Annotated in this window: 17 protein-coding genes and 1 pseudogene; 10 read left to right on the top strand and 8 right to left on the bottom strand. The window is 69.3% G+C overall.

All coding sequences use genetic code 11. The features are described 5' to 3' along the window. Positions 1–341: 341 nt before the first annotated feature. A complete protein-coding gene (locus tag FNX44_RS03115) occupies positions 342–977 on the bottom strand; it encodes a DUF4276 family protein (RefSeq protein WP_143646366.1) in 636 nt (211 codons plus the stop codon). Beyond that, positions 974–2,386, bottom strand: a complete 1,413-nt coding sequence (locus FNX44_RS03110) for an AAA family ATPase (protein WP_143646365.1) — start codon at positions 2,384–2,386, stop codon at positions 974–976. The genes FNX44_RS03115 and FNX44_RS03110 overlap by 4 nt, the downstream gene beginning before the upstream one ends. Positions 2,387–2,679: 293 nt before the next feature. Between FNX44_RS03110 and pglX the strand changes: the two genes are divergently transcribed. Beyond that, a complete protein-coding gene (gene pglX, locus FNX44_RS03105; RefSeq protein WP_323369036.1) occupies positions 2,680–6,246 on the top strand; it encodes a BREX-2 system adenine-specific DNA-methyltransferase PglX in 3,567 nt (1,188 codons plus the stop codon). Positions 6,247–6,342: 96 nt separating this feature from the next. Here the strand turns inward: pglX and FNX44_RS03100 are convergent, their stop codons facing one another. Continuing rightward, positions 6,343–8,127, bottom strand: coding sequence for a UvrD-helicase domain-containing protein (locus FNX44_RS03100; RefSeq protein ID WP_143646364.1), 1,785 nt, complete (start codon positions 8,125–8,127; stop codon positions 6,343–6,345). Beyond that, on the bottom strand, positions 8,124–10,256 hold the full coding sequence (locus FNX44_RS03095; protein ID WP_173019100.1) for an ATP-dependent nuclease: 2,133 nt from the start codon (positions 10,254–10,256) through the stop codon (positions 8,124–8,126). The genes FNX44_RS03100 and FNX44_RS03095 overlap by 4 nt, the downstream gene beginning before the upstream one ends. Before the next feature lie 255 nt (positions 10,257–10,511). Here FNX44_RS03095 and FNX44_RS03090 point away from each other — a divergent pair. The 3 genes and pseudogenes from FNX44_RS03090 to FNX44_RS03080 all read left to right on the top strand — a co-directional run bounded on the left by FNX44_RS03090 (position 10,512) and on the right by FNX44_RS03080 (position 14,534). Next, positions 10,512–12,681, top strand: a pseudogene (locus FNX44_RS03090) (thioredoxin domain-containing protein). Between the two features lie 82 nt (positions 12,682–12,763). Beyond that, on the top strand, positions 12,764–13,975 hold the full coding sequence (locus FNX44_RS03085; protein WP_143646362.1) for a pyridoxal phosphate-dependent aminotransferase: 1,212 nt from the start codon (positions 12,764–12,766) through the stop codon (positions 13,973–13,975). Between the two features lie 145 nt (positions 13,976–14,120). After that, positions 14,121–14,534, top strand: a complete 414-nt coding sequence (locus FNX44_RS03080) for an SCO4983 family protein (RefSeq protein WP_143646361.1) — start codon at positions 14,121–14,123, stop codon at positions 14,532–14,534. Between the two features lie 96 nt (positions 14,535–14,630). Here FNX44_RS03080 and FNX44_RS03075 read toward each other — a convergent pair whose 3' ends face one another. Then, positions 14,631–16,469, bottom strand: a complete 1,839-nt coding sequence (locus FNX44_RS03075) for a phosphoenolpyruvate carboxykinase (GTP) (protein WP_143646360.1) — start codon at positions 16,467–16,469, stop codon at positions 14,631–14,633. Between the two features lie 281 nt (positions 16,470–16,750). Between FNX44_RS03075 and trhA the strand changes: the two genes are divergently transcribed. Continuing rightward, complete coding sequence (trhA, locus tag FNX44_RS03070; RefSeq protein WP_143646359.1) at positions 16,751–17,479, top strand: PAQR family membrane homeostasis protein TrhA; 729 nt, start codon at positions 16,751–16,753, stop codon at positions 17,477–17,479. Here the strand turns inward: trhA and FNX44_RS03065 are convergent. Together FNX44_RS03065 and FNX44_RS03060 are read right to left on the bottom strand one after the other, a co-directional pair. Beyond that, positions 17,464–19,029, bottom strand: a complete 1,566-nt coding sequence (locus tag FNX44_RS03065; protein ID WP_173019101.1) for an N-acyl-D-amino-acid deacylase family protein — start codon at positions 19,027–19,029, stop codon at positions 17,464–17,466. The genes trhA and FNX44_RS03065 overlap by 16 nt on opposite strands. 19 nt (positions 19,030–19,048) lie before the next feature. Beyond that, the gene (locus FNX44_RS03060; protein WP_143646357.1) at positions 19,049–20,368 is read right to left on the bottom strand and encodes an alanine racemase; all 1,320 of its coding nucleotides are present in this window, start codon (positions 20,366–20,368) and stop codon (positions 19,049–19,051) included. Between the two features lie 93 nt (positions 20,369–20,461). Here FNX44_RS03060 and FNX44_RS03055 point away from each other — a divergent pair, with 93 nt between their 5' ends. From FNX44_RS03055 to FNX44_RS03040, 4 genes are all read left to right on the top strand, one after another. Then, positions 20,462–21,502 carry a sugar kinase gene (locus FNX44_RS03055; RefSeq protein ID WP_143646356.1) on the top strand — a complete coding sequence of 347 codons (1,041 nt, stop codon included), beginning with the start codon at positions 20,462–20,464 and terminating at the stop codon, positions 21,500–21,502. Continuing rightward, positions 21,499–22,278: an IclR family transcriptional regulator gene (locus FNX44_RS03050; RefSeq protein ID WP_143646355.1), complete on the top strand. Its 780-nt coding sequence runs from the start codon at positions 21,499–21,501 to the stop codon at positions 22,276–22,278. The genes FNX44_RS03055 and FNX44_RS03050 overlap by 4 nt, the downstream gene beginning before the upstream one ends. 62 nt (positions 22,279–22,340) lie before the next feature. Continuing rightward, on the top strand, positions 22,341–22,757 hold the full coding sequence (locus FNX44_RS03045) for a RidA family protein (RefSeq protein WP_143646354.1): 417 nt from the start codon (positions 22,341–22,343) through the stop codon (positions 22,755–22,757). A 136-nt stretch (positions 22,758–22,893) separates the two neighbouring features. Continuing rightward, a complete protein-coding gene (locus tag FNX44_RS03040) occupies positions 22,894–23,781 on the top strand; it encodes a S1 family peptidase (RefSeq protein ID WP_143646353.1) in 888 nt (295 codons plus the stop codon). Positions 23,782–23,932: 151 nt separating this feature from the next. On the opposite strand, the gene FNX44_RS03035 is transcribed toward FNX44_RS03040, so the two are convergent. Next, complete coding sequence (locus FNX44_RS03035; protein WP_323369035.1) at positions 23,933–24,967, bottom strand: chitinase; 1,035 nt, start codon at positions 24,965–24,967, stop codon at positions 23,933–23,935. Positions 24,968–25,269: 302 nt separating this feature from the next. Between FNX44_RS03035 and FNX44_RS03030 the strand changes: the two genes are divergently transcribed. Beyond that, a partial coding sequence (locus FNX44_RS03030; RefSeq protein WP_143646351.1) for a zinc ribbon domain-containing protein occupies positions 25,270–26,083 on the top strand: 814 nt, incomplete at its 3' end.

Below are 26,083 nucleotides of genomic sequence, written 5' to 3'. Positions count from 1 at the left end.
ATCTACCGGAACGAAGATCCACGGGCGAGGAAACCGCAGATTGATCATGACTCGATACGCGCCCTAGGTCGAAGGCCAGCTGGCAGCCTTTCCGAGTGGACGCCCGAGCAGTAGTCGTTGCCGCTGTTGCTTGGCTAGAGGGCGTAAGCGCACGACGATGGCCCGCACTCGAGGCCGAGGGTGGGATCAGCCAGCCGTGATCAAGCCATGGGCTGAAACGGAGCCGACCACAGTGCGGCGGCAACCGGGGTCCAGCCGCGATCGGTCCGGGCATCGCCGAGAGCGGCTGCCGCCACCACGTTCTCGTTCTTCACCACGCCTCAACCTGAGGTTGGAAAGGCTCAGAGGCTGCTCAGCACCTCGCTCAGGTCGTGGGTGAACGACTGCCATGATGCGAGCTGCTTGACGGGACCCTCGCGATCTAGCATCTGGAGGAGCCGCGCGCGGTTCTCTGAGAAGCGCGCTTGGACTTTCTTGAGGCCGCGGCCCTTCTCCTCGCTGGCCGTGGCGATGGCTTGCTTGAGCAGTGCTTTCGGGTCCGCCACGGACTCCGCCCGGTTCGGTTTCGGAAGCTTGAGTGAAACTCTGCCGTTGGGGTTCCCCGCCACCTCCCGGATCGCCCTAGGGTCGAGGATCAGCCAGGCCTCCAGCATGCGCACGGGGATCACCGGCACGTGGGCCAAACTGGGGCTCACCGAGGCCACCGCGTCGGCGATCTCATCGCGACGTGTCTGCGGGGGATTGCCGTCGGAGTCGCGGTGGATCACTACCAGGTCGTACTCGTCTGCGTCGTGGCTGAGCTGCCGCGCGACTCGCAGTTTGTCCCCGACCGAGTGCCCAGGCTTGTTCGGCAGGCGGTGCAGGTCCGGCACGGTTACGTGGATCTCCCGGCCAGTCTCGACCGCGATCGCCTCAATGTGAAAGCGCAGGCCGGTGTCGCTGGATCCCTCGCAGAGGTAGAGGACGCGAAGGGTCACGAGGCGCTCTCCTCAAGAGTCAGCCGGGCCTGTGGGGGAGAAGTGAGGTACGCAAGGATGTCGGCCACTGTGCCGTAGCCCTTCTCCACACCGCCTGCACGCCAAGTGCCGGCCAGCGGCCGGAGCCGCAAGGCGCGCGCGGTCTTGCTTCCCTCCCTGGGAACGGTGGCCGTGTCGGCGATGAGCAGGTCCGCAGGATCGACGAGTTGCACGACCCCCGGTGAGTGCGTGTTGATCAGGACCTGCCGGAAGGGGTTGTCCTCGTCCACCGGCTCGGAGGGGTCCACCGCCAGATCCCGTACGAGGTTCACCATGGCGAGGAGGTTGGCCGGGTGAATGCCGTTCTCCGGCTCCTCCATGCAGAGCAGGCCCTGCGCGCTGGGGTCCTCCAACAGCACGCAGAGGGCCAGGAAGCGCAGGGTTCCCTCAGACAGGCTACGAGCTGGCAGTTCCATGCCGTCGATCTCGTGGAGCTTGATCGTGAGCAGCTCACGTGTGTCGTCGGCCTCGACGTGCAGCGTGCGTACGTGCAGGCCTGACAGGTCCGACAGGCGTCCTGCGACCCGCGAGTAGACCCGCGCGGGATCGTCCGGGGACTTCTCCCGCGCGATCCGGTCCAGGCTCCGTGGCAGGTGCAGGCCATCGGGCTGCATTGTGCTGGGGTCCTGATAGCGGTCCGAGGTGCGCAGGGCCGAGGGCTCAAGGGCCAGCCGTCGCCAGGATTGCATCTCCCGTCTGGCCGCCAGAATGGTGGGGTCGTCGTTCCGGTTGATCGTGGAGAGCATGGTCCCAGGTGCCCGGCTCGCAGGCGCGGGACGCGGCTGGCCCCTGCGGCCGTCGGCATGGATCTGGACGACGGCATCGCCTGTGTCGAGAGACGTGGAGATGTAGGGGGCAGTTGACGGGCGGCCGCGGACCACGGTGTTCCGAAAGCCCTTGGCGCTGTGCGGAAACCGCAGTTGCGAAGCGGCATCACGGGGCCTGATCTTGCTGAGATCCTCGTACAGCAGCGTCAGTCTGCCGCCGCGCTCCCCGCCTCGCGGTGGTTGGTAGCCGAGCCTGAGCTCGTAGCGCAGAAACGTGGACGTCGGCTCGGCGAGTCGGCCGAAGTCGTCCTCTACTTCCCCGGGGATGATCATCTCCGCGGCGAACGTCATCAGATGCTCGCCCTCCGCGTAGCCGTTCCAGAACAGGTCGCGCGCGTCACCGTGCAGCGAGCCATGGGTCCCGCGCACAGCCTGGGCAGCCTCGATCATGGAACGGTCGGCGAGCAGGCTCAGGAACTGGATCGCGTCGAAGACGTTCGATTTTCCCGTGCCGTTCTCCCCCGCGATACAGGTGAAGGGACCGAACTCGACCCTGAGATCCAACAGGTTCTTGAAGCCATCGACTTCGAGTCGCGTCAGCATGTATCCCCTCGATGGTCTACCCCGGCCTGACCCAGGTACCCGCGGTTGCCGACTGGGTCCTGTGCCGGTGCGCACAGAATGATAGGGGGTCGGGGATGTGCCTGGTGGTGCTTATCCGGCCGGTCACCGGCGACGGACGCGGCCAGCCAGCCGGGGAGCTGGCAGGATGTTTCTGACAGGACAGTGGATCGTGGACGTCGACGACGTACGGAGGAGAGGTCGCCGCTGTGTCTCCGACTGGCGGAGCCGAGACGGGGACGTCCTCGCTGGACCGTGCCGCACTCGTCTCAGACGTGCGGAAACAGGTTCTGGCGCTGCGGACGGACCTCCGCGAGCGCAGCGACAATGTCGACCGTTACCGCAGCCGCCTGCGGAACGCATACGAGCAGGCGAGGGGGGCTCGGCGCACGGCCGACACGTATGGTGCCTGGCGAGACGAGCGCATCACGCAGGCGGCGGTGGCGTGGGTGCTCGGCACAGTGTTCGTGCGCTTCTGCGAGGACAACGGACTCATCGGCTGGCCGTTCATCGCGGGGCCGGGGCGGAGGCTGGCACAGGCGGAGGAACGGCAGGACGCCTATCGTGCGGAGCACCCCGGGAACGGCGACCGGGAATGGCTGCTGGAGTCGTTCACACACCTGGCCCGGTCCCACCGAGCGATGGCCCGCGTCTTCGACAGACGGCACAGCCCACTGTGGCAGTTGTCGCCCTCTCCGCAGGCCGCGGCCGAGCTGGTCTCGTTCTGGCGCCGGCGCAACAGGGACGGCTCGATCCGATTCGACTTCACCGACCCGGTACTCGACACCCGGTTCCTCGGAGATCTCTATCAGGACATCAGTGACACGGCGTCCAGGTCCTACGCCCTGGTCCGGACACCTGAATACATCGAGGCTTTCATCCTGGACCTCACCGTGGATCCGGCTGTCGCGGAGTTCGGCCCTCGAGGCTTCCGCGGTATCGACCCGGCCTGTGGGTCGGGAACGTTTCTGCTCGGGCTCTTCGAGCGCCTTCTCGGTGCCTGGCGCGCGCGAGAGCCTGGAACCGCGGATCGCGAGCTGGTTTGCCGGGCCCTGGAATCAGTCCACGGCTGTGATCTGAATCCGTTCGCCGTGAGTATCACACGGTTCAGGCTGCTGATGGCCGCCACACGGGCGAGTGGTGAGCATGTGCTGGGGAAGGTTCCCCAGCACATGGTCAATGTGGCTGTCGGCGATGCTCTGTTGGGAGGGCGAGGCGCCCCGGGGCAGCCGCCAGCGAAGCTTCCAGGGGACTGGGAGGACGCGGGCGTTGGGACTGCTGAGGATGTTGACGAGTTCTCCGAGCGATGCGACCTGCTGGGGGCCGGTTCCTACCATGTCGTGCTGGGTGAGCCCCCCTTCACGGTCGTGCGTGACAAGTTCAAGAGGGCTGCGTACCGGGAGGCGTATGCCACGGCCGTCGGCGTGTTCCCGCTCTCGGTTCCCTTCGTGGAGCGCATGTTCCAGCTTGCGGTGAGGGGAACCGGCGGAGAATCCGGTGGCTACGTCGGGCAATGGATGCCCAGTTCGTTCACGAGGCGTGGTTTCGGCGAGAAGCTGATCGAGGAGTTCCTTCCGCGTGTCGGGTTGACTCACGTGATCGACACGTCTGGAGTCTTCGTACCGAGCCATCGGACCCCGACCCTGATCCTGATCGGGCGGAATGATCCGAGCCGACGTGACGCCCCGGTGAGGTCGGTGCTCGGCGTGCGCGGGGAGCCGGCGATGCCGCAGGATCCGGCCGAGGGAATTGTGTGGCAGGCGATCGTCGACCAGATCGACCGGCCCGGCACCACCTCGGAGTGGGTGAGCGTCCAGGACGAGCCGCGGCAGCGTTACTCGCGCTTCCCGTGGACGTTGACGGGAGGCGGTGGAGCGGACCTCATGGATGCGCTCTCGGAGGCCCCGCGACGGTTGTCAGACTTCCTCTCTGGTCCGCCCCGAGTCGTCGCCGACCCGGGGCAGCGAGATGTCTTCACCCTCGGGCGGTCGTGGTTCACCCGGCACCCGGACTCGGCCAGTGCGGGCCGCGGCATGGTCACGGGCGAGACGGTACGGGACTGGCGCGTGAGAGCGTCGACCGAGGTACTTGCTCCCTACGACGAGCACGGCTCTCCGCTCGCGCTGGACCTCGACACCGCGTGGGGACGCCATCTCTGGGCGATGCGCCAGGTTCTGCGGACAGCGCCGGGCGCAAGGGATGCATCCCGGTCCCGCCCTTGGTGGGCCTGGAGGGTCTGGTCGCTGGGCGACGATCGCGAGCCGGCGATCACGTTCGCGTATGCGGCGACGCACAACCACTTCGCGCTGGAGCCCGGTCGGAAGGCGTTCAGCCGGACCGCCCCTGTGCTCCGGCTGCCCTCAGCCACAGACGAGAACGACCTCTTCGCAATTCTGGGGGTGCTCAACTCATCTGCAGTCTGTTTCTGGCTGAAGCAGGCCAACGCCACCACAGGGGCCGACGGGCTCGATTCCCCCCTGCCTGGTCAGGAATGGGCCCGGCCCTACCTCTTCACGGCGGCTTCCTTCTCACGCCTTCCCTTGCCGGGCAGCACTCCACCGGACCACGCGCGGGAGCTGTATGACCTGGGGCTGGTTCTCGACGCCCACGAGCCGGGCGACGTGTGCGCGGGTGAACACCCGCCCAGCCGAAGCACACTGAACGCGGCGAGAGTCGTCCAGGAGAGGGCACGTCACCGGATGACCGCGCTTCAGGAGGAACTGGACTGGGACGTCTACGCCGCCTACGGGCTGCTGTCCGCTGATGAGCGGACTCGTCTGACCACCGTCCCCGGCACCGACTTGCCGCCGCTCCGGCCGGGCGAGCGTGCCTTCGAAATCGTGCTGGCACGCAAGGTCGCCGACGGTACTGCCTCGTCGTCCTGGTTCCAGAGGTTGTCCTGGCTCGAAAAGCAGGGAGTCACGCCGGTCACCGACGTCCCGAACCACTGGCCGGCCGCCTACCGGGACGTTGTGCAGGCCAGGGTCGATGCCATCGAGTCGGGCCATACGATCGACCTCGTGGAACGTCCGGAGTACAAGCGGCGCTGGCTGTCGGACCCATGGGCGAAGCGTGAGGAACGAGCGCTGCGTTCCTGGTTGCTCGATCGCTGTGAGGACGAACGCCTGTGGTTCGAGCTCCGGGGTGGTGCCAAGCATGCCCGCCCCCGGACGATCGATCAGCTCGCACGGGACCTCGGAGACGACGCCGACGTGACTGCCGTGGCCACGCTCTATGCGGCCGACCACCTCGGGAGGCGGGAAGCAACGCTTGGTGAAGTGCTGGCGTCGGTGCTGGCCGAAGAGCATGTGCCTTACGCGTCAGCGAAGCGATACAAGGAGTCGGGTCTGCGTAAGCGTGCCCAGTGGGAGCAGGTCTGGGAGCTTCAGCGTCGCGAGGACGAAACAGGCGAAGCACTGGGGATTCCCGTTCCGCCCAAGTTCGTGAGCACCGATTTCCAGCACGCGTCCTATTGGTCGATCCGAGGCAGCCTCGACATCCCCCGGGAACGCTTCATCTCCTATCCCGACGCTGTTGTTGCTGGCCAGGGCCTGCTGCTCGGCTGGTCCGGCTGGAACGAGGCAGACCGCGTCCGCGTCCTGCTGGAGTTGGCCCGCGCGCACCACCAGCAGCCTCATCCGAGCGCATACCGGATCACCCCCCTCCTGATCGGCATCCAGGAACTGATTCCCTGGATCCACCAGTGGGAGGCTCACCCCGGATCCGGGATGAGGCCCGGCCAAGCGGACGAATTCCAGTACGAATTCGAGCAACTGCGCAGCGCGTACCAGCTCACCACGCACGACTTGACCTCTTGGCGGGCGCGGAACAATGCCCCCTGAGCGGGGTGGCCGTCGCTAGAAAGGGGAGAGCCACGCCGTGCTTGCCCTCCGGCAGACTCGGCCCTGAGCGCGCAGTCAGGGCTGAACCGGCATCGCTCAGACGGTGATCCGAGGAGTGCCATCAGGGGAGTAGTCGACCGCAATGATGTTCGATGGGCCGACCCATTCCTCCAGGGTCTTCAAGGCTTCCTCGGAGAGCTCGGTGGTGAAGAGCATCACGAGGTTCTCTTGAGCGCGCGAGCAAGCGACGTAGAAAAGGTTCCGTGACCGTTCGAACCTCTTGCGATCCTCATCGTCGAGGGACTGGCTACGAGGGAAATCAGCGAGCATCTTCGGGAAGTTATACCGGGTCCAGCCGCCGAATACGGCCAGTACGGATGGGTATTCCTCGCCCTTGACGCCATGCTGCGTGGAGAATGGCGTTTTTTCGTTCACGTAATCACGGAGGGCTATGATCTGGTGGTACGGGACGTCTCTCAGCTTGCCGTATTCAACGATCTGCCGTGGCTCGGACAGCACCTCCCCGGCCCGCAGAGAGCTCAGCGCTTCTGTCCACTTCCGCTGACGGTCGTGAATGGCACGAGAAGGCGAGAAGTATTTCTGCTCCAGTACGATGTCCAGGACATCTCCGACCGTACCGATGTCGCGGGCCTCGTCGATTCGGTGGAAGAGATCTGCCCAGCCGGTCTTGTCGCTGCGATTTCTCATGCGGGGACGAGAGCGTTTCAGAGTTTCCAGCATCAGTCCGAATCGCTTCGTGTGGAAGAGTTCGCAAGCTGGCTCCAGGGTCTCCAGCAGGAACGCCATGACATCATCCTGCTTGCGGACGTAGTCGTCGTTGTACTTGAAAACCTCATTTACCTGACCGAAGCCTAGCTCGCTGGCGATCGAGGAATGGGTGAGCATGAGGGTCTTCAGCGGTTCGCCCCGGGGAATCTGATTTCGCAGCCGGGCATCCTCTGCGACGTGGCGAAGAGTTTCTTTCAGGGTCAGATCAGGGATCTGGCCCTTCCTGGAGCGCGCCCCCCGAGGTCCGGTCCAGGAATTCGTTTGGTAGATCACGACGGAGCCGGTCTTGCGACCGGGAACTGGAGCTTGAGGAAGCTCAGGTCGCATGTGGTTGAGGAGGCTCACCACTGCCGGGCTGGAACGCCAGTTTGCTCGTTTGTCGATCGCGGTGACCGGAAGATGGTCTATCTTTCCGCACGTTCGATCGTAGATTTGCTGCCAATGATCCCCGAAGAATCCGTAAGTCGACCCGGTGGGCAGAGATGCAGTATTGCCAATCATGGCTTCTGCCAAGCCCGCGGGTGTGTCCTGGTATTCGTCGACGAAGATGATGGGAAATCTGTCGGCGACAAGTGACCGGAATTTCTTTCGCTCGAAGAGCCTGGTCGCGAGTGCAGGGATATCGTCGTGATGGAGCCAGGCGACGCCGTCTCTGACTCGGCGAAATCCCAGATCATAGCTGACAGAACAGCCATCGACGGAGCCTTCTTCGGTCAGTAACTGCTTCCAGCCGGGAAGCGTGCCGATCTCTTGCGAAAGTGTTTTCTGGAAGCTGGAAATAATCTCGCAAAGGAAACCGTGGATCGTTCCGGCGAAGACATGGGGGCTGGCGTCAGTGCGGCTCACGATCTCGTCGCGGGCGACGTTGGTATAGGTGACGCATGCCACCTGCTGGCCTTCTCGGGGCAAGTATTCCGGACGGTTTTCCAGGATGTGTCGAAGCGTGTCGATGAGTGAGTGGGTCTTGCCCGCGCCGGCGCCGGCTTCCAATTTGAAGTTGCGGCGACTGTCCAGGGAAGCGAGGATCTCGCGCAGCGCATGCCGGCTTTCTTGGTTCGCAGTGGCGTCATCTTGGAAAGTCGTGACCTTCATCTCACTGCCACCTGGCCTTCGGGTGATTCACCAGGTTCGGCGTTGGGCTCCGGCATGTTCACCTCGGTCGGCATCGGTGTCTGGCGAAGCAGCCATTCGAGACCGCGCCTGATGTACCGTGGAGTCGTCCAATCCTCCTCCGCGACTGCGAAGCGGAGGGCGAAGTTACTCTTCTTCTGTCCTCTCGCCAGCTCTCGCGCCTGCTGCTCCTGATCCGCAACGCTCTTGCTTCGAAAATCTTTCAGCTTGAAGATCTCGGGGTTGGCCAGGATGAATGCGTCCTCGAATGTGCGCCCGCATGCACTGCCAGGGATTTCCGGTACCTGGTAGGCCAGCCCGCGTCTTTCGATCACCGGCAGCTCGTCAGCAGCCGACTTCTCCAGTTCGACGAGGGTGATGTCCTCGTTGTTGAACCACTTCTTGATCCCCTCGTTGGAGGTTGTGGTCCCCTCGGTCACACAGCAGCTTTTGAGCTTCTTGGCGGAGTCAGGCTTTACCGCGTCAAGGTCGGTGATGACGAGCGTCGGAATCCCCAAGAAGTCCAGGAATGGGTAGAAGAGGTGGGCGTAAGCCCCGCCGACCTCCATGACGGTGACGTACTGGCTCGCCAGGCTCCCTCCCCCTTCCTCGCCGGCTTGGCCGTACTTCGCGATTGCGGCGGGAATGAAGAGGCGTTCACTCGTTCCCTCGATCAGGATGGCCTTGTCGGCGAAGAAGAGGTCGGCCCTCGTCAAGGTCAGGTACTTGTGCAGGAACTCCTTGCTCACTCCCGGGGCATCGGCAAGATTCAGAACCTGTGAGCTCGTGGCGCCATCCGGCTCGTTGCGCTCGTCCAGTCGGAAGTAGCGAACTGCGTAGAATCCCACCCTGTTGGCGATATGGGCGGAATGAGTGGTTACGAGGAATTGCGCGTTCCAGGAGTTCGACTTCTGGTCCGTGGCGGGGAAGTTCTTCTTGAATACCCCGAGCTGGTGAATGAAGATCTCCTGCATCTGGGGGTGCAGGTGTGCTTCGGGTTCCTCAATGAAGATCAGGTGGATGCAGGACTGGTCGCGTTGGGCTGCATAATCCCGATAGTAGCTGAAGAGCGTGAGCAGGATGAGAAGGAGATTTCGAGACCCCAGGCCGCTGTACGACTCGGGTAGTTCGATCCCGGCTGATCCTGGGTACCTGATGCTCGTGAAGTTCGCTAGAAGACGTTTCGCATCGAGGGTGGTCCGGGTGGAGAAATTTCGGTTCCCCAGGCCGGGATATCCGAAGTCGGAGACAGTGGGCGCCATCTTGTCGTACATGTCCTGGATTTTTCCGTCCAGGTTGGAAAAGATCTCTCCCAAGGCGGCTTCCGCATCATCGGCAAAATCCCTGAGGGGAGAGTTTTCGTCTGCCTTCGATGCCCCGATGAAAAGCGATTCGAAGACCTTGCCGATTGGCTCTTTGGGGCGCTCCGTCTCGTCGTCGAGGCCGCGTTGCGCTTTGACGAAATCGACCTTGATTGCTCTGGCGACCTCGCTCATCGAAACATTGCGGAAGTTCGTCGGATCGGCCGGGTCTACGGCTATAGCGGACCGCTCGAAGAGGTGAGGGATTCGAGGGCCTATTAGGGAGAGGAGAAGCGAATCGCCCCAACCCTCCACCAAGTCCTCCGGTCCGTCACGGAAAAACTCTTTCATCACACCAGGCTTCAGAACGTAACGGACATTCACAACCACTTCGGTGCAGTCCGGGTCAAGGTCGACGATGAGCGAGCCGAGTGAGCCGTACTCGGTGGTCTCCTTGTCGTAGCTGATGAAGACGGTCAGCGAGATCTCCGGGAGCAGCTTCCGTGCTGCTTCCTCGTCACCGGCGGTGAACGCCTTGTACGCCTGGGAGAACTCCGAGTAGGCCTCAGTGGAGAAGTCCTCCACACGGAGCCTGATGTCACCAGGGCGGAGAAACCTGCTCAGTACCTCTGCCAGTGACGTCTTGCCGGTGTTGTTACGGCCCACACAGACGGTGACGTCCTTGTCGAAGGCGACGCTGACGTCCCGCAGAAGACGGAAGTTTTTGACGTCCGCCCTCGTGACCCTGGGCGGGCGCACCCTCGGCTCGGTCTGTGACTGCTCGGAAGGTTCTGGTCGGCTTGCGCTCACGATCGCTCCTGTCAGGGGGCGCACTTGGGCCAAGACAGTAGCCTCGTAGCGGTCGTCGCGTGGCCGCATGGTCGATTTACGGTTCTGGCTGGCTGGAGAAGGGCCGCTCGGTAGTCTCGGGGAGCTGAACCGGCCGGCGTCGATGTGCGGAAGCCGGGCCGTTGTGAAGCGTCGGCGCATGCTGCGAGTGGCAGATTCTTGGCGTGTTGGCTGATCAGGCCGCGCGGCGGGCCGGTGAGCTGCGATACTGCAGGCATGGTGAACCGACTGGCAGACTCCCAGTCGCCGTATCTCCTCCAGCACGCCTCCAATCCTGTGGACTGGTGGCCATGGGGAGAGGAGGCGATGCAAGAGGCCAAGCGGCGCGACGTTCCCATCCTTCTCTCGGTGGGCTATTCGTCGTGCCACTTAGCCTGATGATCACTGGTGCCATGTGATGGCGCACGAGTCGTTCGAGGACGAGGCGACGGCGGCGGTGATGAACGCGGGCTTCGTCAGCGTCAAGGTGGACCGCGAGGAGCGGCCGGACGTGGACGCCGTGTACATGGAGGCGGTGCAGGCGGCGACCGGGCAGGGCGGGTGGCCGATGACGGTGTTCCTGACGCCGGATGGGGAGCCGTTCTACTTCGGGACCTACTTCCCGCCGGAGCCGAGGCACGGGATGCCGTCGTTCCGGCAGGTGTTGGAGGGGGTCGCGGCGGCGTGGCGGGAGCGGCGCGGTGAGGTGGACGAGGCGGCCGGGCGGATCGTGGCGGAGCTCGCCGGGCGGCGGATCGATCTGGGGGCGAAGGCCCCCGGGGTGCCGGGGGCGGATGATCTCGGGGTGGCGCTGCTGGGGTTGACGCGGGAGTTCGACGCGGTGAACGGCGGGTTCGGCGGGGCGCCGAAGTTCCCGCCGGCGCTGGTGCTGGAGTTCCTGTTGCGGCACCACGCCCGGACCGGCTCCGAGGGTGCGCTGCAGATGGTCCGCGCGACGTGTGAGGCGATGGCCAGGGGCGGGATGTACGACCAGTTGGGCGGGGGTTTCGCGCGGTACTCGGTGGACGCGGAGTGGCGGGTTCCGCACTTCGAGAAGATGTTGTTCGACAACGCCCTGCTGTGCCGGGTGTACGCGCACCTGTGGCGGGCGACGGGTTCGGAGTTCGCGCGGCGGGTAGCGTTGGAGACGGCGGACTTCCTGGTGCGTGAACTGGGCACGAAACAGGGCGGGTTCGCCTCCGCGCTGGACGCCGACAGCGCGGTGCCGGGGGTGGAGGAAGGTCCGCACCGGGAGGGTGCCTTCTACGTGTGGACGCCCGACGAGCTGCGCGAGGTGCTCGGCGAGGAGGACGCGGCTCTGGCGGCCGACTACTTCGGGGTGACGGCTGAGGGAACGTTCGAGGAGGGCGCGTCCGTGCTCCAGCTCCCGGACCGCGACCCGGCGGACGCCGAGGCGGAGGGCGAGGCCGGGAGCGGGTTGGTGGACGCGGGGCGGGTCGACTCGATCCGGGAGCGGTTGTCCGCGGCGCGGGAGCTGCGGCCGCGGCCGGGGCGCGACGAGAAGGTGGTGGCGGCGTGGAACGGGCTGGCGGTGGCGGCGCTGGCGGAGGCCGGCGCGTACTTCGAGCGTCCGGACCTGGTGGACGCCGCGACGGCGGCCGCCGATCTGCTGGTGGGGGTGCACCTGGACGACCGGGGGCGGATCGCGCGCACCTCGCGGGACGGGGTGGCCGGTCAGAGCGCGGGAGTGCTGGAGGACTACGCGAGCACGGCCGAGGGATTCCTGACGCTGTTCGCGGTGACCGGTGACGCCGCATGGCTCGATCTTGCCGGGGTGCTGCTGGACGCGGTGCTGAAGCACTTCGTGGCCCCGGACGGCGCGCTGTACGACACGGCCGACGACGCGGAGCGGCTGATCCGCCGCCCGCAGGACCCGACGGACAACGCGACGCCGTCCGGGTGGACGTCCGCCGCCGGCGCTCTGCTGACCTACGCCGCGTACACCGGGAGCAGCCGGCACCGTACGGCGGCCGAGCGGGCGCTGGGGGTGGTCGGGGCGCTGGGCCGCCGGGTGCCGCGTTTCATCGGCTGGGGCCTTGCGGTCGCGGAGGCGGCGCTGGACGGGCCGCGCGAGGTGGCCGTCGTCGGCCCGGAAGGGGACGCCGACCGGGCCGCGCTGCACCGCGCGGCGCTGCTGTCGGACGCGCCCGGCGCGGCGGTAGCGGTGGGCGAGCCGACGGCGGGCGAGGTGGCGGGCGAGCCGGCGGCGGGCGAGGCGGCGGCGGGCGAGGCGGGGCGCGGGGGCGGCGTCGCCCTGTTGGCGGACCGTCCGCTGGTGGACGGGCGGTCGGCCGCGTACGTGTGCCGGCACTTCGCGTGTGCCGCGCCGACGACCGATCCGGCGGCGCTGGCGGCCTCGTTGCGGTCGGGGGAGGGGCGCGGGTAGCCGCGCCGGAGCCCGGCGGGACGGCGTCCACGTGGTGAAAAACACCAGGCGCGTCGTCCCCGCCGGCCGTATCGTGACCAGCATGCAGGTGATCCAGTCAACGAAGCTCGCCAATGTCTGCTACGAGATCCGGGGCCCGGTGCTCGAGGAGGCGATGCGGCTGGAGGCTGCCGGTCACCGCATCCTCAAGCTGAACACGGGGAACCCGGCGGCGTTCGGCTTCGACTGCCCGCCGGAGATCCTGGAGGACATGCTCCGCAACGTCGGCGATGCGCACGGCTACGGCGACGCGAAGGGGCTGCTGGCGGCCCGCCGCGCGGTGATGCAGCACTACCAGACGCAGGGCATCCAGCTGTCGGTCGAGGACGTCTACCTCGGCAACGGGGTGTCCGAGCTGATCCAGATGGCGATGCAGGCGCTGCTCGACGACGGCGACGAGGTGCTGGTCCCGGCGCCGGACTACCCGCTGTGGACGGCGTCGGTGTCGCTGTCCGGCGGCACGGCGGTGCACTACCGCTGCGACGAGCAGTCGGACTGGATGCCGGACCTCGCGGACATCGAGCGCAAGATCACCGACCGCACCAAGGCGCTCGTGATCATCAACCCGAACAACCCGACGGGCGCGGTGTACTCGGAGGAGATGCTGCGGTCGCTGACCGAGATCGCCCGCCGGCACAACCTGGTGGTCTGCTCGGACGAGATCTACGACAAGATCCTCTACGACGACGCCGTGCACGTGCCGACCGCGGCGGTCGCCCCCGACCTGCTGACGCTGACGTTCAACGGGCTGTCGAAGGCGTACCGGGTGGCGGGATACCGCAGCGGTTGGCTCGCGGTGTGCGGTCCGAAGGCACACGCCGAAAGCTACATCGAGGGTCTGACGATCCTGGCGAACATGCGGCTGTGCGCCAACATGCCGGCGCAGCACGCGGTTGCCACGGCGCTCGGCGGCCGCCAGTCGATCAGGGACCTGGTGCTCCCCGGCGGTCGGCTGCGGGAGCAGCGCGACACGGCGCACGAGCTGCTGACCCAGATCCCCGGGGTGAGCTGTGTGAAGCCGAAGGGCGCGCTGTACGCCTTCCCCCGGCTGGACCCGAAGGTCTTCAAGATCAAGGACGACCGGCAGATGGTGCTGGACCTGCTGCGGGCCGAGAAGATCATGATCGTGCACGGCTCGGGCTTCAACTGGCCGGAGCCGGACCACTTCCGCATCGTGACGCTGCCGGCGGTGGACGAGCTGTCGGACGCGATCGAGCGGATCGGACGCTTCCTGGACGGCTACAGCCAGCACTGAGCACATCTGAGCGCACGTACACGCGGCCCCGCCCGGCTTCGGGCGGGGCCGTCGGCGTTCCGGCGAGAAGCGTCACGTCGCTCGACTACAACTTTAGACTCAGTCCAAGTTAGGATGGTGTTCCGCACGCGCCAGGAGGCCATCCATGTACGAACAGATCCGCACCCCGTCGGTGCACTCCATGGCCGAGCCGGACGCTTCCGAGAACCGCTTCCCGCACCGCTCGCGCGAGGAGGAGCTGGACATCCGGCTGGCCGGGTACCTCACCGCGCTGCTCACCGTCACGGACGAGCTGCGCGCGCTCAGCCCGGGGCCGGAGTTCAACTCCGCCGCGAACCGGCTGGCGGTGCAGGTCGCGCGGCTGCGCGGCGGACGGGCGCCGCTGCGGGCCGAGCCGTCCGTGCGGGACTGCTCGCCCGAGCACGTCGAGGCGCTGCACCGCCGGGCGCACACCATCGCGGGTAACGCGCTGGTCGTCGCCACCGCTCGGGGGGACGTGCCCGGCGAGGCGCTGGCCGCCTCCCGGCTGGCGTACCACGCCGCCGCCCTCGGGCTCTGACCCGGCAGCGCCCGTCAACGCCGTCGGGCGCCGACAGGCCGGTGGTCGGCCCGCCGGCGCCCGACGGCGTTCGGCTCTCGCGGAGCCGCGAAGGACTCAGCCCAGCCGCTTGACCAGGGCGTGGTACTCGTCCCACAGCTCCTTCGGCGTGTGCGCGCCGAAGGTCTCCAGGTGCTCCGGGATCAGCGCCGCTTCCTGGCGCCACACGTCACGGTCGACGCGCAGCAGGAAGTCCAGCTGCTCCTCGGTCAGCTCCAGGCCCTCGGTGTCGAGCGCGTCCTTGGTCGGCAGCACGCCGATCGGCGTCTCGACGCCCTCGGCCTCGCCGTTCAGCCGGCCGACGATCCACTTCAGGACCCGGCTGTTCTCGCCGAAGCCCGGCCACACGAAGCGGCCCTGGTCGTCCTTGCGGAACCAGTTGACGTAGTAGATCTTCGGCAGCTTCTCCGGGTCGGCCTGCTGGCCGACGCGGACCCAGTGGGCCATGTAGTCGCCCATGTTGTAGCCGCAGAACGGCAGCATCGCGAACGGGTCGCGGCGCAGCTCGCCGACCTTGCCCTCGGCGGCGGCGGTCTTCTCGGAGGCGACGTTGGCGCCGAGGAAGACGCCGTGCTGCCAGTCGAAGGACTCGGTCACCAGCGGGACGGCGCTGGCGCGACGGCCGCCGAAGAGGATCGCCGAGATCGGCACGCCCTTCGGGTCCTCCCACTCGGGGGCGATCGTCGGGCACTGCGCGGCCGGGACGGCGAAGCGGGCGTTGGGGTGGGCGGCCGGGGTCTCGGACTCCGGCGTCCAGTCGTTGCCGCGCCAGTCGGTGAGGTGGGCCGGCTTCTCCTCGGTCATGCCCTCCCACCACACGTCGCCGTCGTCGGTGAGGGCCACGTTGGTGAAGACGGTGTTGCCCCACAGCGTCTTCATGGCGTTGGCGTTGGTGTGCTCGCCGGTGCCGGGCGCGACGCCGAAGAAGCCCGCCTCCGGGTTGATCGCGTAGAGCCGGCCGTCCTCGCCGAAGCGCATCCAGGCGATGTCGTCGCCGATGGTCTCCACGGTCCAGCCGGGGATCGTCGGCTCCAGCATGGCCAGGTTGGTCTTGCCGCAGGCCGACGGGAACGCGGCGGCGACGTACCGGGCCTCGCCGCGCGGCGGGGTCAGCTTGAGGATGAGCATGTGCTCGGCCAGCCAGCCCTCGTCGCGGGCCATGACGGAGGCGATGCGCAGCGCGTAGCACTTCTTGCCGAGCAGCGCGTTGCCGCCGTAGCCGGAGCCGTAGGACCAGATCTCGCGGGACTCCGGGAAGTGCGAGATGTACTTGGTCTCGTTGCACGGCCAGGGCACGTCCTGCTCGCCCTCGGCGAGCGGCGCGCCGACGCTGTGCACGGCCTTCACGAAGAACCCGTCGGTGCCCAGCTCGTCGAGGACTGCCTGGCCCATCCGGGTCATCGTGCGCATCGACACGGCGACGTACGCCGAGTCGGTGATCTCCACGCCGAGCGCGGACAGCGGCGAGCCGAGCGGGCCCATGCAGAACGGGACCACGTACATCGTCCGGCCACGCATGGAGCCGCGGAACACGCCGCCCCGCTCGCCGTCGCCGACGAAGATCTCCCGCATCTCGGCGGGGGCCTTCCAGTGGTTCGTGGGGCCCGCGTCCTCCTCCTTCTCGGAGCAGATGAAGGTGCGGGTCTCCACCCGGGCGACGTCCGTCGGGTCGGAGGCGGCGTAGTACGAGTTGGGGCGCTTGACCGGGTCGAGCCTGGTGAAGGTGCCCGCCTCGACGAGCTCCTCGCACAGGCGCTCGTACTCGGCTTCCGAGCCGTCGCACCAGACGACCCGGTCGGGCTGGGTGAGGGCAGCGATCTCGTCCACCCAGGCGACCAGTTCCTGGTGCCGGGTGGGGGCCGTGGTGGTGGTGGGAGCCGCAGTGCTGCGCGCCACAATCGCTCCAGTGTGTTGAGGGTTTTTGTGTTGTCGGGCGCCCGCGCCCGCGTTCGGCGGGTGACGCCCCGTGCTCGGCCCCTTGGGGGCTGCGACCCGGACGCTGCGGCGATGCTCATCCGGTGTCGACCACGCTCATCTGATCATGTCTCGCTCGCTCGTATGTGTCCAGGGTGCCGACAGGTGAGCATCACCACTCCGGGGAGTTGCCTTCGTTACACCTGCGTTTAGGGGGGCTAACACCCCTCCTTCACCTACGGATCCGTAGGTAGCCTTCTGCCATGACTGCTGCCGCGCCCCGGTCCGCGACCGCGTTGCCCGAGACGTCGGGCGCTCCCGACAGCCCCCACGGCGTCCGTTCCATGCTGCCCTTCGAGTTGAAACCCCGCCTGCGGGGCTGGCTGCACGCCGGCATGTTCCCCGCCGTCCTGGTGTCCGGCGTGTTCCTGACCGCGTTCGCCGAGTCGACGCGCGGTCGTCTCGCCTGCGCCGTCTACACCCTGACCGCCTGCCTGCTGTTCGGCGTCAGCGCCCTCTACCACAGGGGGAACTGGGGCCCGCGCGCCGGCGCGGTGCTGCGCCGCCTCGACCACGCCAACATCTTCCTGATCATCGCGGGCACCTACACGCCGCTGACCATCCTGCTGCTGGACGGTGCGAAGGGGCAGGCGCTGCTGTGGGGCGTCTGGGTGGCGGCGGCGGCCGGGATCGCCTTCCGGGTGCTGTGGGTCGGCGCGCCGCGCTGGCTCTACACGCCGTGCTACATCGCGATGGGCTGGGCCGCCGTCTTCTTCCTGCCGGACTTCCTGCGGGCCGGCGGCATCGCGGTCCTCGTCCTGGTCATCGTCGGCGGGCTGCTCTACAGCGCCGGCGGCGTCATCTACGGCATCAAGCGGCCGAATCCGTGGCCGCGCTGGTTCGGCTTCCACGAGGTGTTCCACTCACTGACGCTGGCGGCGTTCGTGGTGCACTACGTGGGGATCTCGCTGGTCGCCTACCGCCACGCCTGACGCCGCACCGCGCGGCCGGCGACGGCGGACGTGCGGCGGCCGTCCCTGATGGCCGCCTCGCCGTTCACCCACACGTGTGGAATGCCCACGGGCAGCGCCCTCGGTGTGTCGTAGGTGGCGCCGGCCGCCACCGTCGCCGGATCGAAGAGCACCAGGTCCGCGCGGAACCCCTCGCGGACCAGGCCCCGGTCCGGCAGCCTCAGCCGGGCCGCCGGGCGCGAGGTCAGACGCGCCACGCACTCCTCCAACGACAGCACGCCCAGCTCCCGCACGTAGTGGCCCAGATAGCGGGGGAACGTGCCGTAGGCGCGCGGGTGCGGGCGGGCGCCGCGCAGGATGCCGTCGCTTCCGCCGGTGTGCGCCCGGTGGCGCATCACCGCGCGCACGTTCTCCTCGTGGCCCACGTGCTGGAGGATCGTCGTGCCCAGCCGGTCGGCGAGCAGCAGCTCGCGGGCCTCGTCGAAGCATCGCAGCCGCCGACCCACCCAGTGCCCGAGCGCCGGGTCGGCGACGCCGGAGATCTCGACCGTGTGCCAGTCGACGGGCACGCCGTGGCAGCCGTCGGAACCGGTCTCCTCCATCGCCCGGCGGATCTCCTCGGCGGTCGCCGGATCGGCCAGTCGGGTCGACGTGGCGCGCGGCCCGCCCTCGGCCGCCCAACTCGGCAGCAGGGCGGCCAGCGTGGTGCAGCCGGGCAGATAGGGGTAGCTGTCCAGGGTGAGGTCGACGCCGTCGGCCAGCGCCGCGTCGAGCAGGGACAGGAGTTCACCGGCCCGGCCCTCGTTGACGCCGAAGTTCAGAGTGGCGTGGGTGAGGTGCAGGGCGCAGCCGGAGGCGCGGGCCAGCGCCACCATCTCGGCGTACGCCTCCAGCGCGCCGGCGCCGTAGGAGCGGTGGTGCGGGGCGAAGTAGCCGCCGTGCGCGGCGGTGACCCGGCAGAGCTCGGTCAGCTCCCGGGTGTCGGCGTACATACCGGGGGCGTAGGTCAGCCCTGCCGACAGGCCCACCGCGCCCTGTGTCAGGCCCTCGGCGACCAGCGTCCGCATCCGGTCCAGCTCGCCGTCGGTCGCGGGCCGGTCCGCCCAGCCGACGGCGAGCATCCGGACCGTGCCGTGCGGGACGAGGTAGGCGGCGTTGACGGCGACGCCCCGGTCGAGCCGGTCCAGGTAGCCGGCCACGTCGCGCCAGTCGAAGTCGATGTCGTCGCCGTCGCCGTTCCAGCCGGTGACCGCCTGCCGCACCTCGGCGAGGGTGCGGTCGTCCACCGGCGCGTAGGACAGCCCGTCCTGGCCGACGACCTCCAGGGTGACGCCCTGCGCGAGCTTCGCCGAGTGGTCGCGGTCGCGGAGGAGCTCGAGGTCGCTGTGCGCGTGCATGTCGACGAAGCCCGGGCAGAGCACCAGGCCTTCGGCGTCCACCACACGACGACCGGTGAGACCCCGGCCGATCGCGGCGATCCGGCCGTCCCGCAGCCCGACCTCCGGGCCGACCGGCCCGGCCGGTGCCCCGCTGCCGTCGACGATCCGGGCGCCCCGGATCACGGTGTCCAGCCGCGCGTCCATGGTCTCCTCAGAAGAAGGTGCGCACGTAGTCGGTGACCGTGCCGTCGGCGGTGACCAGCGGAATCAGCTGCCAGCGGTCGAAGATCGTGCACGGGTGGGACATGCCGAGCCCGACCCAGTCGCCCACGGCGAGGTCCGCGTCGGCGTCCACCGCCAGCCACGCGTGCTGGTCGGAGAGCTTGGTGACGATCAGCCCGCTCGCCGGTCGCACCACCCCGTCCGCCGACCGCACCAGCTTCGCCTCGGGCAGCCGCAGGTCGTGGGCGGCGTCCCGCTTCCCGGCGTTGAGGAAGGCCTGACCCGGGCTCGGCCGGGAGACGACCTGCGCCCACAGCACGAACGCCGACCGCAGCCCGCCCTCGTCGGGCACCCGGTTGAACGGCGTCAACTCCCGGTAGTGGCCGTCGTCGTGCGAGACGTACGCGCCAGACCGCAGCAGCCGCAGCACCGGCGCCGACAGCCCGGACAGCTCCGCCGGGTCCTGGAAGACCTCCGCCACCGCGTCGAACCAGGCGCTGCCGCCCGCGCTGACCACGATCTCGTCCAGGCCCGCGAAGTGGCCCGCCGCGTCCAGCGTGCGGGCCAGCGCGGTCAGCCGGCGCAGCCAGGCGGCCACCCGCTCCTCGGTGGCGCCGGGCACCTCGCCCTCGTACCCGGCGACGCCGACCAGCCGCAGCGTCGAGGCGGCGGAGACGGCCTCGGCGACGGCCGCGGCGTCCTTCTCCTCCCGCACACCGGTACGGGCGCCGTCGCCCGCGCCCAGCTCGACCACCACGTCCAGCGGCCGCCCGGCACCGGCCGCCCGCAACGCCTCGTCCATCAGCGCCACCCCGCGCACCGAGTCGACGTAGGCGACCAGCGTGAAGTCCGGGTCGGCGGCCAGCTCGCCGGCGATCCAGCGCAGCGCGGCGGCGTCCACCAACTCGTTGGCGAGGAACACCCGTTGCACGCCGAACGCCCGGCACACCCGCACCTGGGCGAGGTTGGCGACGGTGATGCCCCACGCGCCGCGCCTCAGCTGCTCGTCGAAGAGCTGCGGCGCCATGGACGTCTTACCGTGCGGCGCGAACGCCAGACCGTGGCGGGCCGCGTACGTCTGCAGCGCGGAGAGGTTGTACTCCAGCGCCTCCGCCGAGAGGGCGAGCACCGGTGTGGTGAAGCCGCCGCTGAACAGGGAGCGGCGCTCGTCCGCCAGCTCGCCGACCGTCCGGCCGTCCGCGTCCGGGGGCAGCCCCTTGAAGCGGTGGTCGACGACCTCCGCGCGCAGACGGCTCGTGTTGCGGCTGATCCGGCTCTCCAGATCGTTTCGGCTTTCCAGGTTGGGCATGGCCGAACCGTACTCCGGGCAGGTGACGGCGCGCACCGGCCGGTTGCGTGCACTGCAACAGACGTTGTGCGGAGCGCAGCGGGCTGCTCTAGCATGCGCGCCGTGACCAGCCGCAGCCCGTATCCCGTGGATCTTGTGTGCCTGGGGGAGTCGATGGTCGCCCTCCGGCCGGACCGGCCGACATCCCTGGCCGGGGCAGAGCTGTTCGCCCGCGGTGTGGGCGGCGCCGAGTCCAACGTCGCCTGCGCGCTCGCCGCCGCCGGCCACACCGTCCGCTGGATCAGCCGACTCGGCGCCGACGGCTTCGGCGACCATCTGCTGGCCACCGTCGCCGCCGCCGGCGTCGACACCACCTGGGTCGACCGCGACCCCGACCGCCCTACCGGGGTGTACTTCCGCACCGACGGGGAACGCGGCGCCACACTGGAGGTCGCCTACTACCGCGCCGGCTCCGCCGCCTCCGCCCTCTGCCCGGCCAACGTCGACCCGGCCGCCGCCGACTCCGGCCGGGTGCTGCACCTCACCGGCATCACCCCCGCCCTCTCCGACGGCTGCCTGGACCTGGTGCGGGAACTCACCGCGCCACGCCCCGCACGCCCGCTGGTCTCCTTCGACGTCAACTACCGCGCCGACCTGTGGCGAGGCCGCGACCCCGCGCTGCTGCGCGACCTGGCCGCCCGCGCCGACCTCGTCTTCGTCGGCGCCGACGAGGCTGCGCACGCCTGGGGAACCCGCGCCTGCCCGCACGCCGTGCGCCGCGCACTGCCCGAACCGGCAACCCTGGTCGTCAAGGAGGGCGGCCGGGGCGCCACCGTGCTCACCGCCGGGACCCGGCCGGAGGTCGTGCACGTGCCCGCGCCCCGGGTGGACGTCGTCGCCCCCGTCGGCGCCGGGGACGCCTTCGCCGCCGGCTACCTGTCCGCCACCCTGCGCGGACTGCCGCTCCCCCTCCGGCTGCGACACGGCCATCTGGCCGCCGCCGCCGCCCTCACCGTGCCCGGCGACCACGCCGGACCACCGCCGCGCGCCCTCGTCGAGAGGCTGGCCGCACTCGACGACCCCACATGGGCCACACTGCGACTGGCCCGCGACTGGGCCACGGCGGAGAACACACCGGAAGGCAGCCCGTCATGAGCCAGACCGTCGACCGCGCGCTCAGCATCCTCCCGCTGCTCGCCGAAGGACCCGCGAACCTCGAACAGGTCGCCGGCCACCTCGGCGTGCACAAGTCCACCGCGCTGCGACTGCTGCGCACCCTGCACGAGCACGGCCTGGTGCACCGCAGACCCGACCAGCGCTACCGCCTCGGCTCCCGCCTCTTCGCGCTCGCCCAGCAGGCGGTGGAGAACCTGGACGTGCGGGAGGTCGCCCAGGCGCATCTGCTGGAGCTCAACCGCCGCACGGGGCACACCGTGCACCTGGCGGTCCGCGAGGAGAACGACGTCGCCTACGACGTCACCTACATCGACAAGGTCGACAGCCGCTACCCGGTGCGCATGTACTCCCGCATCGGCAAACCCGTCGCCGTCACGGTCGCCGCCGTCGCCAAGCTGCTGCTCGCCGACCTGCCGGAGGCCGAACGGCGAGCCGTCGCCGGGCGCCTGGAGTACCGCCGCTACACCGCGCGCTCCACACCGAACGCGACCGCCTTCCTCGCCGAGCTGGCCAAGGTGCGCGAGCAGGGCTGGGCCACGGACTTCGGCGGCCACGAGGAGTCCATCAACTGCGTGGCCGCACCGATCACCGGCGTGGACGGACGCACCATCGCCGCGCTGTCCCTCTCCGCGCCCAACGTGGTGGTGTCCGCGGAGCAGTTGCTCACACTGCTGCCGCAGGTGCGCCGCGCCGCCGCTGACATCAGCGCGGAGTACGCCGGGCGCCCGCTCGGCGGCGAGCAGCAGCCCACCTGACCGAGGCCCCCTTGCCGGGGGAAGACCTTCCTGATCAGCCGACCGACACGCCTGGAGCGACCATGACCGACACCGCCGCAGCGAAGACCGCCGTCACGCCCGCCACGCACACCACCCCGCCCGCGCGCTTTTCCCACGGCGTGCGGAAGGGAAACATCCTCCAGGTCGCCGGACAGGTCGGCTTCGGCCCGGCCGTCGCGGGCCGGCCGCCCACCCCGGTCGGCCCGGGGCTGCGCGAGCAGACCCTCCAGACGCTGGAGAACGTCGCCTCGGTACTCGAGGAAGGCGGCGCGAGCTGGGAGGACGCGGTGATGGTGCGGGTCTACCTCACCGACACCGACCACTTCGCCGAGTTCAACGCCGTGTACGACGAGTACTTCACCGATCGAGTGACGGTGCCGGCCGCCCGCACCACCGTGTACGTCGGGCTGCCCGCCGGGCTGTTGGTCGAGATCGACGCGCTCGCCGTACTGGACTGAGGGGCCGGCCGGGCCCGGTCGGACGTCACCGGATCGGGGCAATCGACGCCCCCGGCCGTGACGGCCGCCGCGCGCCCGGCGTTCTCCCGTACTGACGCAACCGCCAGGCAGCGCCGTCCGCACGGGAGGACACCCCATGGCGAGAACAGCACGAGCAGCGCGATCAGCCCACGCGCGCCGCCCCCTGCGCCGCTCGCTCGCCGCGCTGCTGGCCGCCACCGCCGCCCTCCCGCTGGCCGCCACCGCCGCCCCGGCCGCCGCGGTGACGCCCAGCGGGAGGGCGGCCGCGACCGACCTGGCCGGGGCCGTCGCGCTCAGCAACTGCTCCGGCGCGCTGGTCAGCACGCCCGACGCGAGGCCGGAGGACCCCGCCCTCGTCCTCACCAACGGCCACTGCCTGGAGGGCGGCGGCATCCCGGAGCCCGGCGAGGTCGTCCTCGACCGCCCCTCCAGCCGTTCCGTCACCCTGCTGGCCGCCGACGGCCGGGAGGCCGCCACCCTGCGGGCCGCGCGGATCGTCTACGCCACCATGACCGACACCGACCTCGCGGTGTACCGACTCACCACCGGCTACCGGGAGATCGAGGACCGCCACGGCGTCCGCCCGCTGGAGATCGCCACCGCACGCGGCACCCCCGGCGCGCGTATCGACGTCGTCTCCGGCTACTGGAAGCGGGTCTACAGCTGCCGGCTCGACGGCTTTGTCCACGAACTCCACGAGGACGGCTGGGTGATGCGCGACTCCCTGCGCTACACCGCCGGCTGCGACACCACACCGGGCACCTCCGGCGCACCGGTCGTCGACCGTGCGACCGGCCGGGTGATCGGCGTCAACAGCACCGCGAACCGAGGGGACGGCACCCCCTGCGCCCTGCACAGCCCGTGCGAGGTGGCCAAGAACGGCGACACGACCACCCGGCGCGGGGTCGCCTATGGCCAGCAGGTCCACGCGCTGACCACCTGCGTCACCGCCGACAGCCGGGTCGACCTCACCCTGCCGGGCTGCGCCCTGCCGAAGCCCTGAGTGCCTGTCCGGCCAGGCGTCGCAACGCCGCTCCGGCCCGCCGGACAGGCACTCAGGGGCGTCGAACAGGTCCGCGACCTGCCCTGGTGACCGCCGGGCGCGGGCGGTTGCTCAGTCCGCCCGCCCGCGCCCGGGTCGCCACGTGCGCGTCCTACGGGAGCGTGCGCACGTGGGGGCCGACGACCGAGGACCAGGCGTTCCCCGCGGACGCGTCCCAGTTCGTCGACCACGTCATCGCGCCGCGCAGGCCGGGGTAGGTGCGCGGCGGGGTGAAGCCGCCGCAGCGGGTGCCGCGCGTCAGGCAGTCCAGCGCCGCCGTCACCACGCTCGGTGCGACGTAGCCCGAGCCCGCGCCGCGGGTGGAGGCCGGCAGGCCGAGCCCGACCTGGGAGGGGTCGAGGCCGCCTTCGAGCTGGATGCAGGCCAGCGCGGTAAGGAAGTCCACCGAGCCCTGGTGGTACACCTTGCCGTCGCATCCGAGCATCGAACCGCTGTTGTAGTACTGGGTGTTGACGACGGTCAGGATGTCCTTCACGGCGAGCGCCAGCTTGAAGTACTCGCTGCCCGTCGACTGCATGTCCAGCGTCTGCGGCGCCATGGTGAGGACCATGCCGGGGCCGGCGAGGCCGGAGAGCTGACGCAACGCCCGGGACAGGTAGGTGGCGTTGATGCCGTGCTCCAGGTCGATGTCCACGCCGTCGAAGCCGTACTCGCGCATCAGTGCGTGGGTGCTCTCGGCGAACCGCCGCGCCGACGCGTCGTCGTTGACGATCACGTTGCCCAACTCGCCGCCGACGGAGATGATCACGGCCTTGCCCGCCGCCCGCTTGGCGGCGATGTCGTTCCGGAACTCCTGGTCCGAGGAGTAGCCGAGGCGCGGGTCGAGGTTGAACTCGATCTCGCCGGTCCGTGTGGTGGAGTCGGCGAAGGCCACCGCGATGATGTCGTAGTCGTCCTGGACGTCGCGCAGTTTCTGCACGGTGGCGCCGTTGTCGAAGTTCTGCCAGTAGCCGGTGACCGCGTGCCGGGGCACCGAGGCCGCGGCCGCCGGGCGTTCGGCCGCCGGGGTGTCGTCCGGGGTGCCGGCGGCGGCGGTGGGCGCGCCGGCGGCGAGCGTGGCGCCGAGGACGAGGGCGAGCGCGCCCGCGAGCGGCAGCCCGAGGCGGGGTCGTCGAAGGGGTCGCACGGTCGGCCTCCTGTGGGGGTGTGGGGGTACGCGTGTGGGGACGCGTTGTTCGGTGGCCACCGAAGAACCGTTGACGAGCAGGCTGGTCCAGACCATTCACCGTGTCAACCCCCCGTGCCGACAAGCCTGTTGGCGGATACACCCGCTCCGGCGCGGGAAGTCGCACGTCGGCGGGACGGACGAGCTTCCGGGAAAGGTTCACCGGCGGCGCTCGCGCCGATAGTCTGGCGTGACAGCCGCAGCACGCTTGGTGAGGTCCGCGCGGAACGCCGGGCCCCGGGGGGAAGGACGGTACGTCCCACGTGAGCACCGCGATAGCCGTCACCTGTGCCGGTCTCCAACTGGGCGCCACCGAACCGCACACACCCCCCGCCCACATCCTGCCCCCGGCCGGCGAGCAGTCCCTCGAGGACGCACTGAGCGCCATGCGCATGCTGCTCGACCAGCACGGGTACGTGATCGCCCTCTACGGCGCCGCCGTCGACCCCACCGCCCGCCAACGGCTGCACACCGTACGGTCCGTTCTGGAGAGCGACCGCGTCGCACTCGTCCGCTCCGACCTGCCGCCGCTCGGCCTCGCCGTCCTCGTCCGCCAACTGCGGCAGCTGTCCACCGCCGACCTCAGCCCCGGAGTGCTCGCCGGTGCCGTCCGGCTGCTGGCGCACTACGTGCACGCCGGCGCGCTGCTCGGCTCGGTCGCCCGGCTCGGACGCCTCCCCGTGCCGCTCCGCGCGCACGCCAGGTCCTGGCTGCCCGGCGGCCGCTTCGGCGTGCTGGCCGCCCCCGTCCCGCAACTTGTCAGGGTCGGCGGCGAGGCCACGCTGGAAGGCCCCGGCTACGCCACCCGGCTGACCGTCGCCACCGGCCAGTTGAACGGCGACTGGGTCACCGGGGAGCTCGCCGACCAGTGGCGGGTGGCCTCCCTCGAACCCGCCACCGCGCCGCCCGAATCCAGCCGCTGGTGGGGCACCGGCCGGTTCGTGGAGTTCGCCGCGGCCATACCCGACGTGTCGATGCTTTACCAGATCGTCTGCTCGGTGCGGCGGTCCACCTGCCACTGGTGCGGCCTCGAACTCATCGGCGACCGCTGTGTCTTCTGCCAGGCCCCGGTACCCC

The sequence above is a fragment of the Streptomyces alkaliterrae genome (assembly GCF_007097205.2).
Lineage (GTDB): Bacteria > Actinomycetota > Actinomycetes > Streptomycetales > Streptomycetaceae > Streptomyces > Streptomyces alkaliterrae.
The sequence above is the reverse complement of the archived record's forward strand: the minus strand, read 5'-3'. Positions and strand labels throughout refer to the sequence as shown.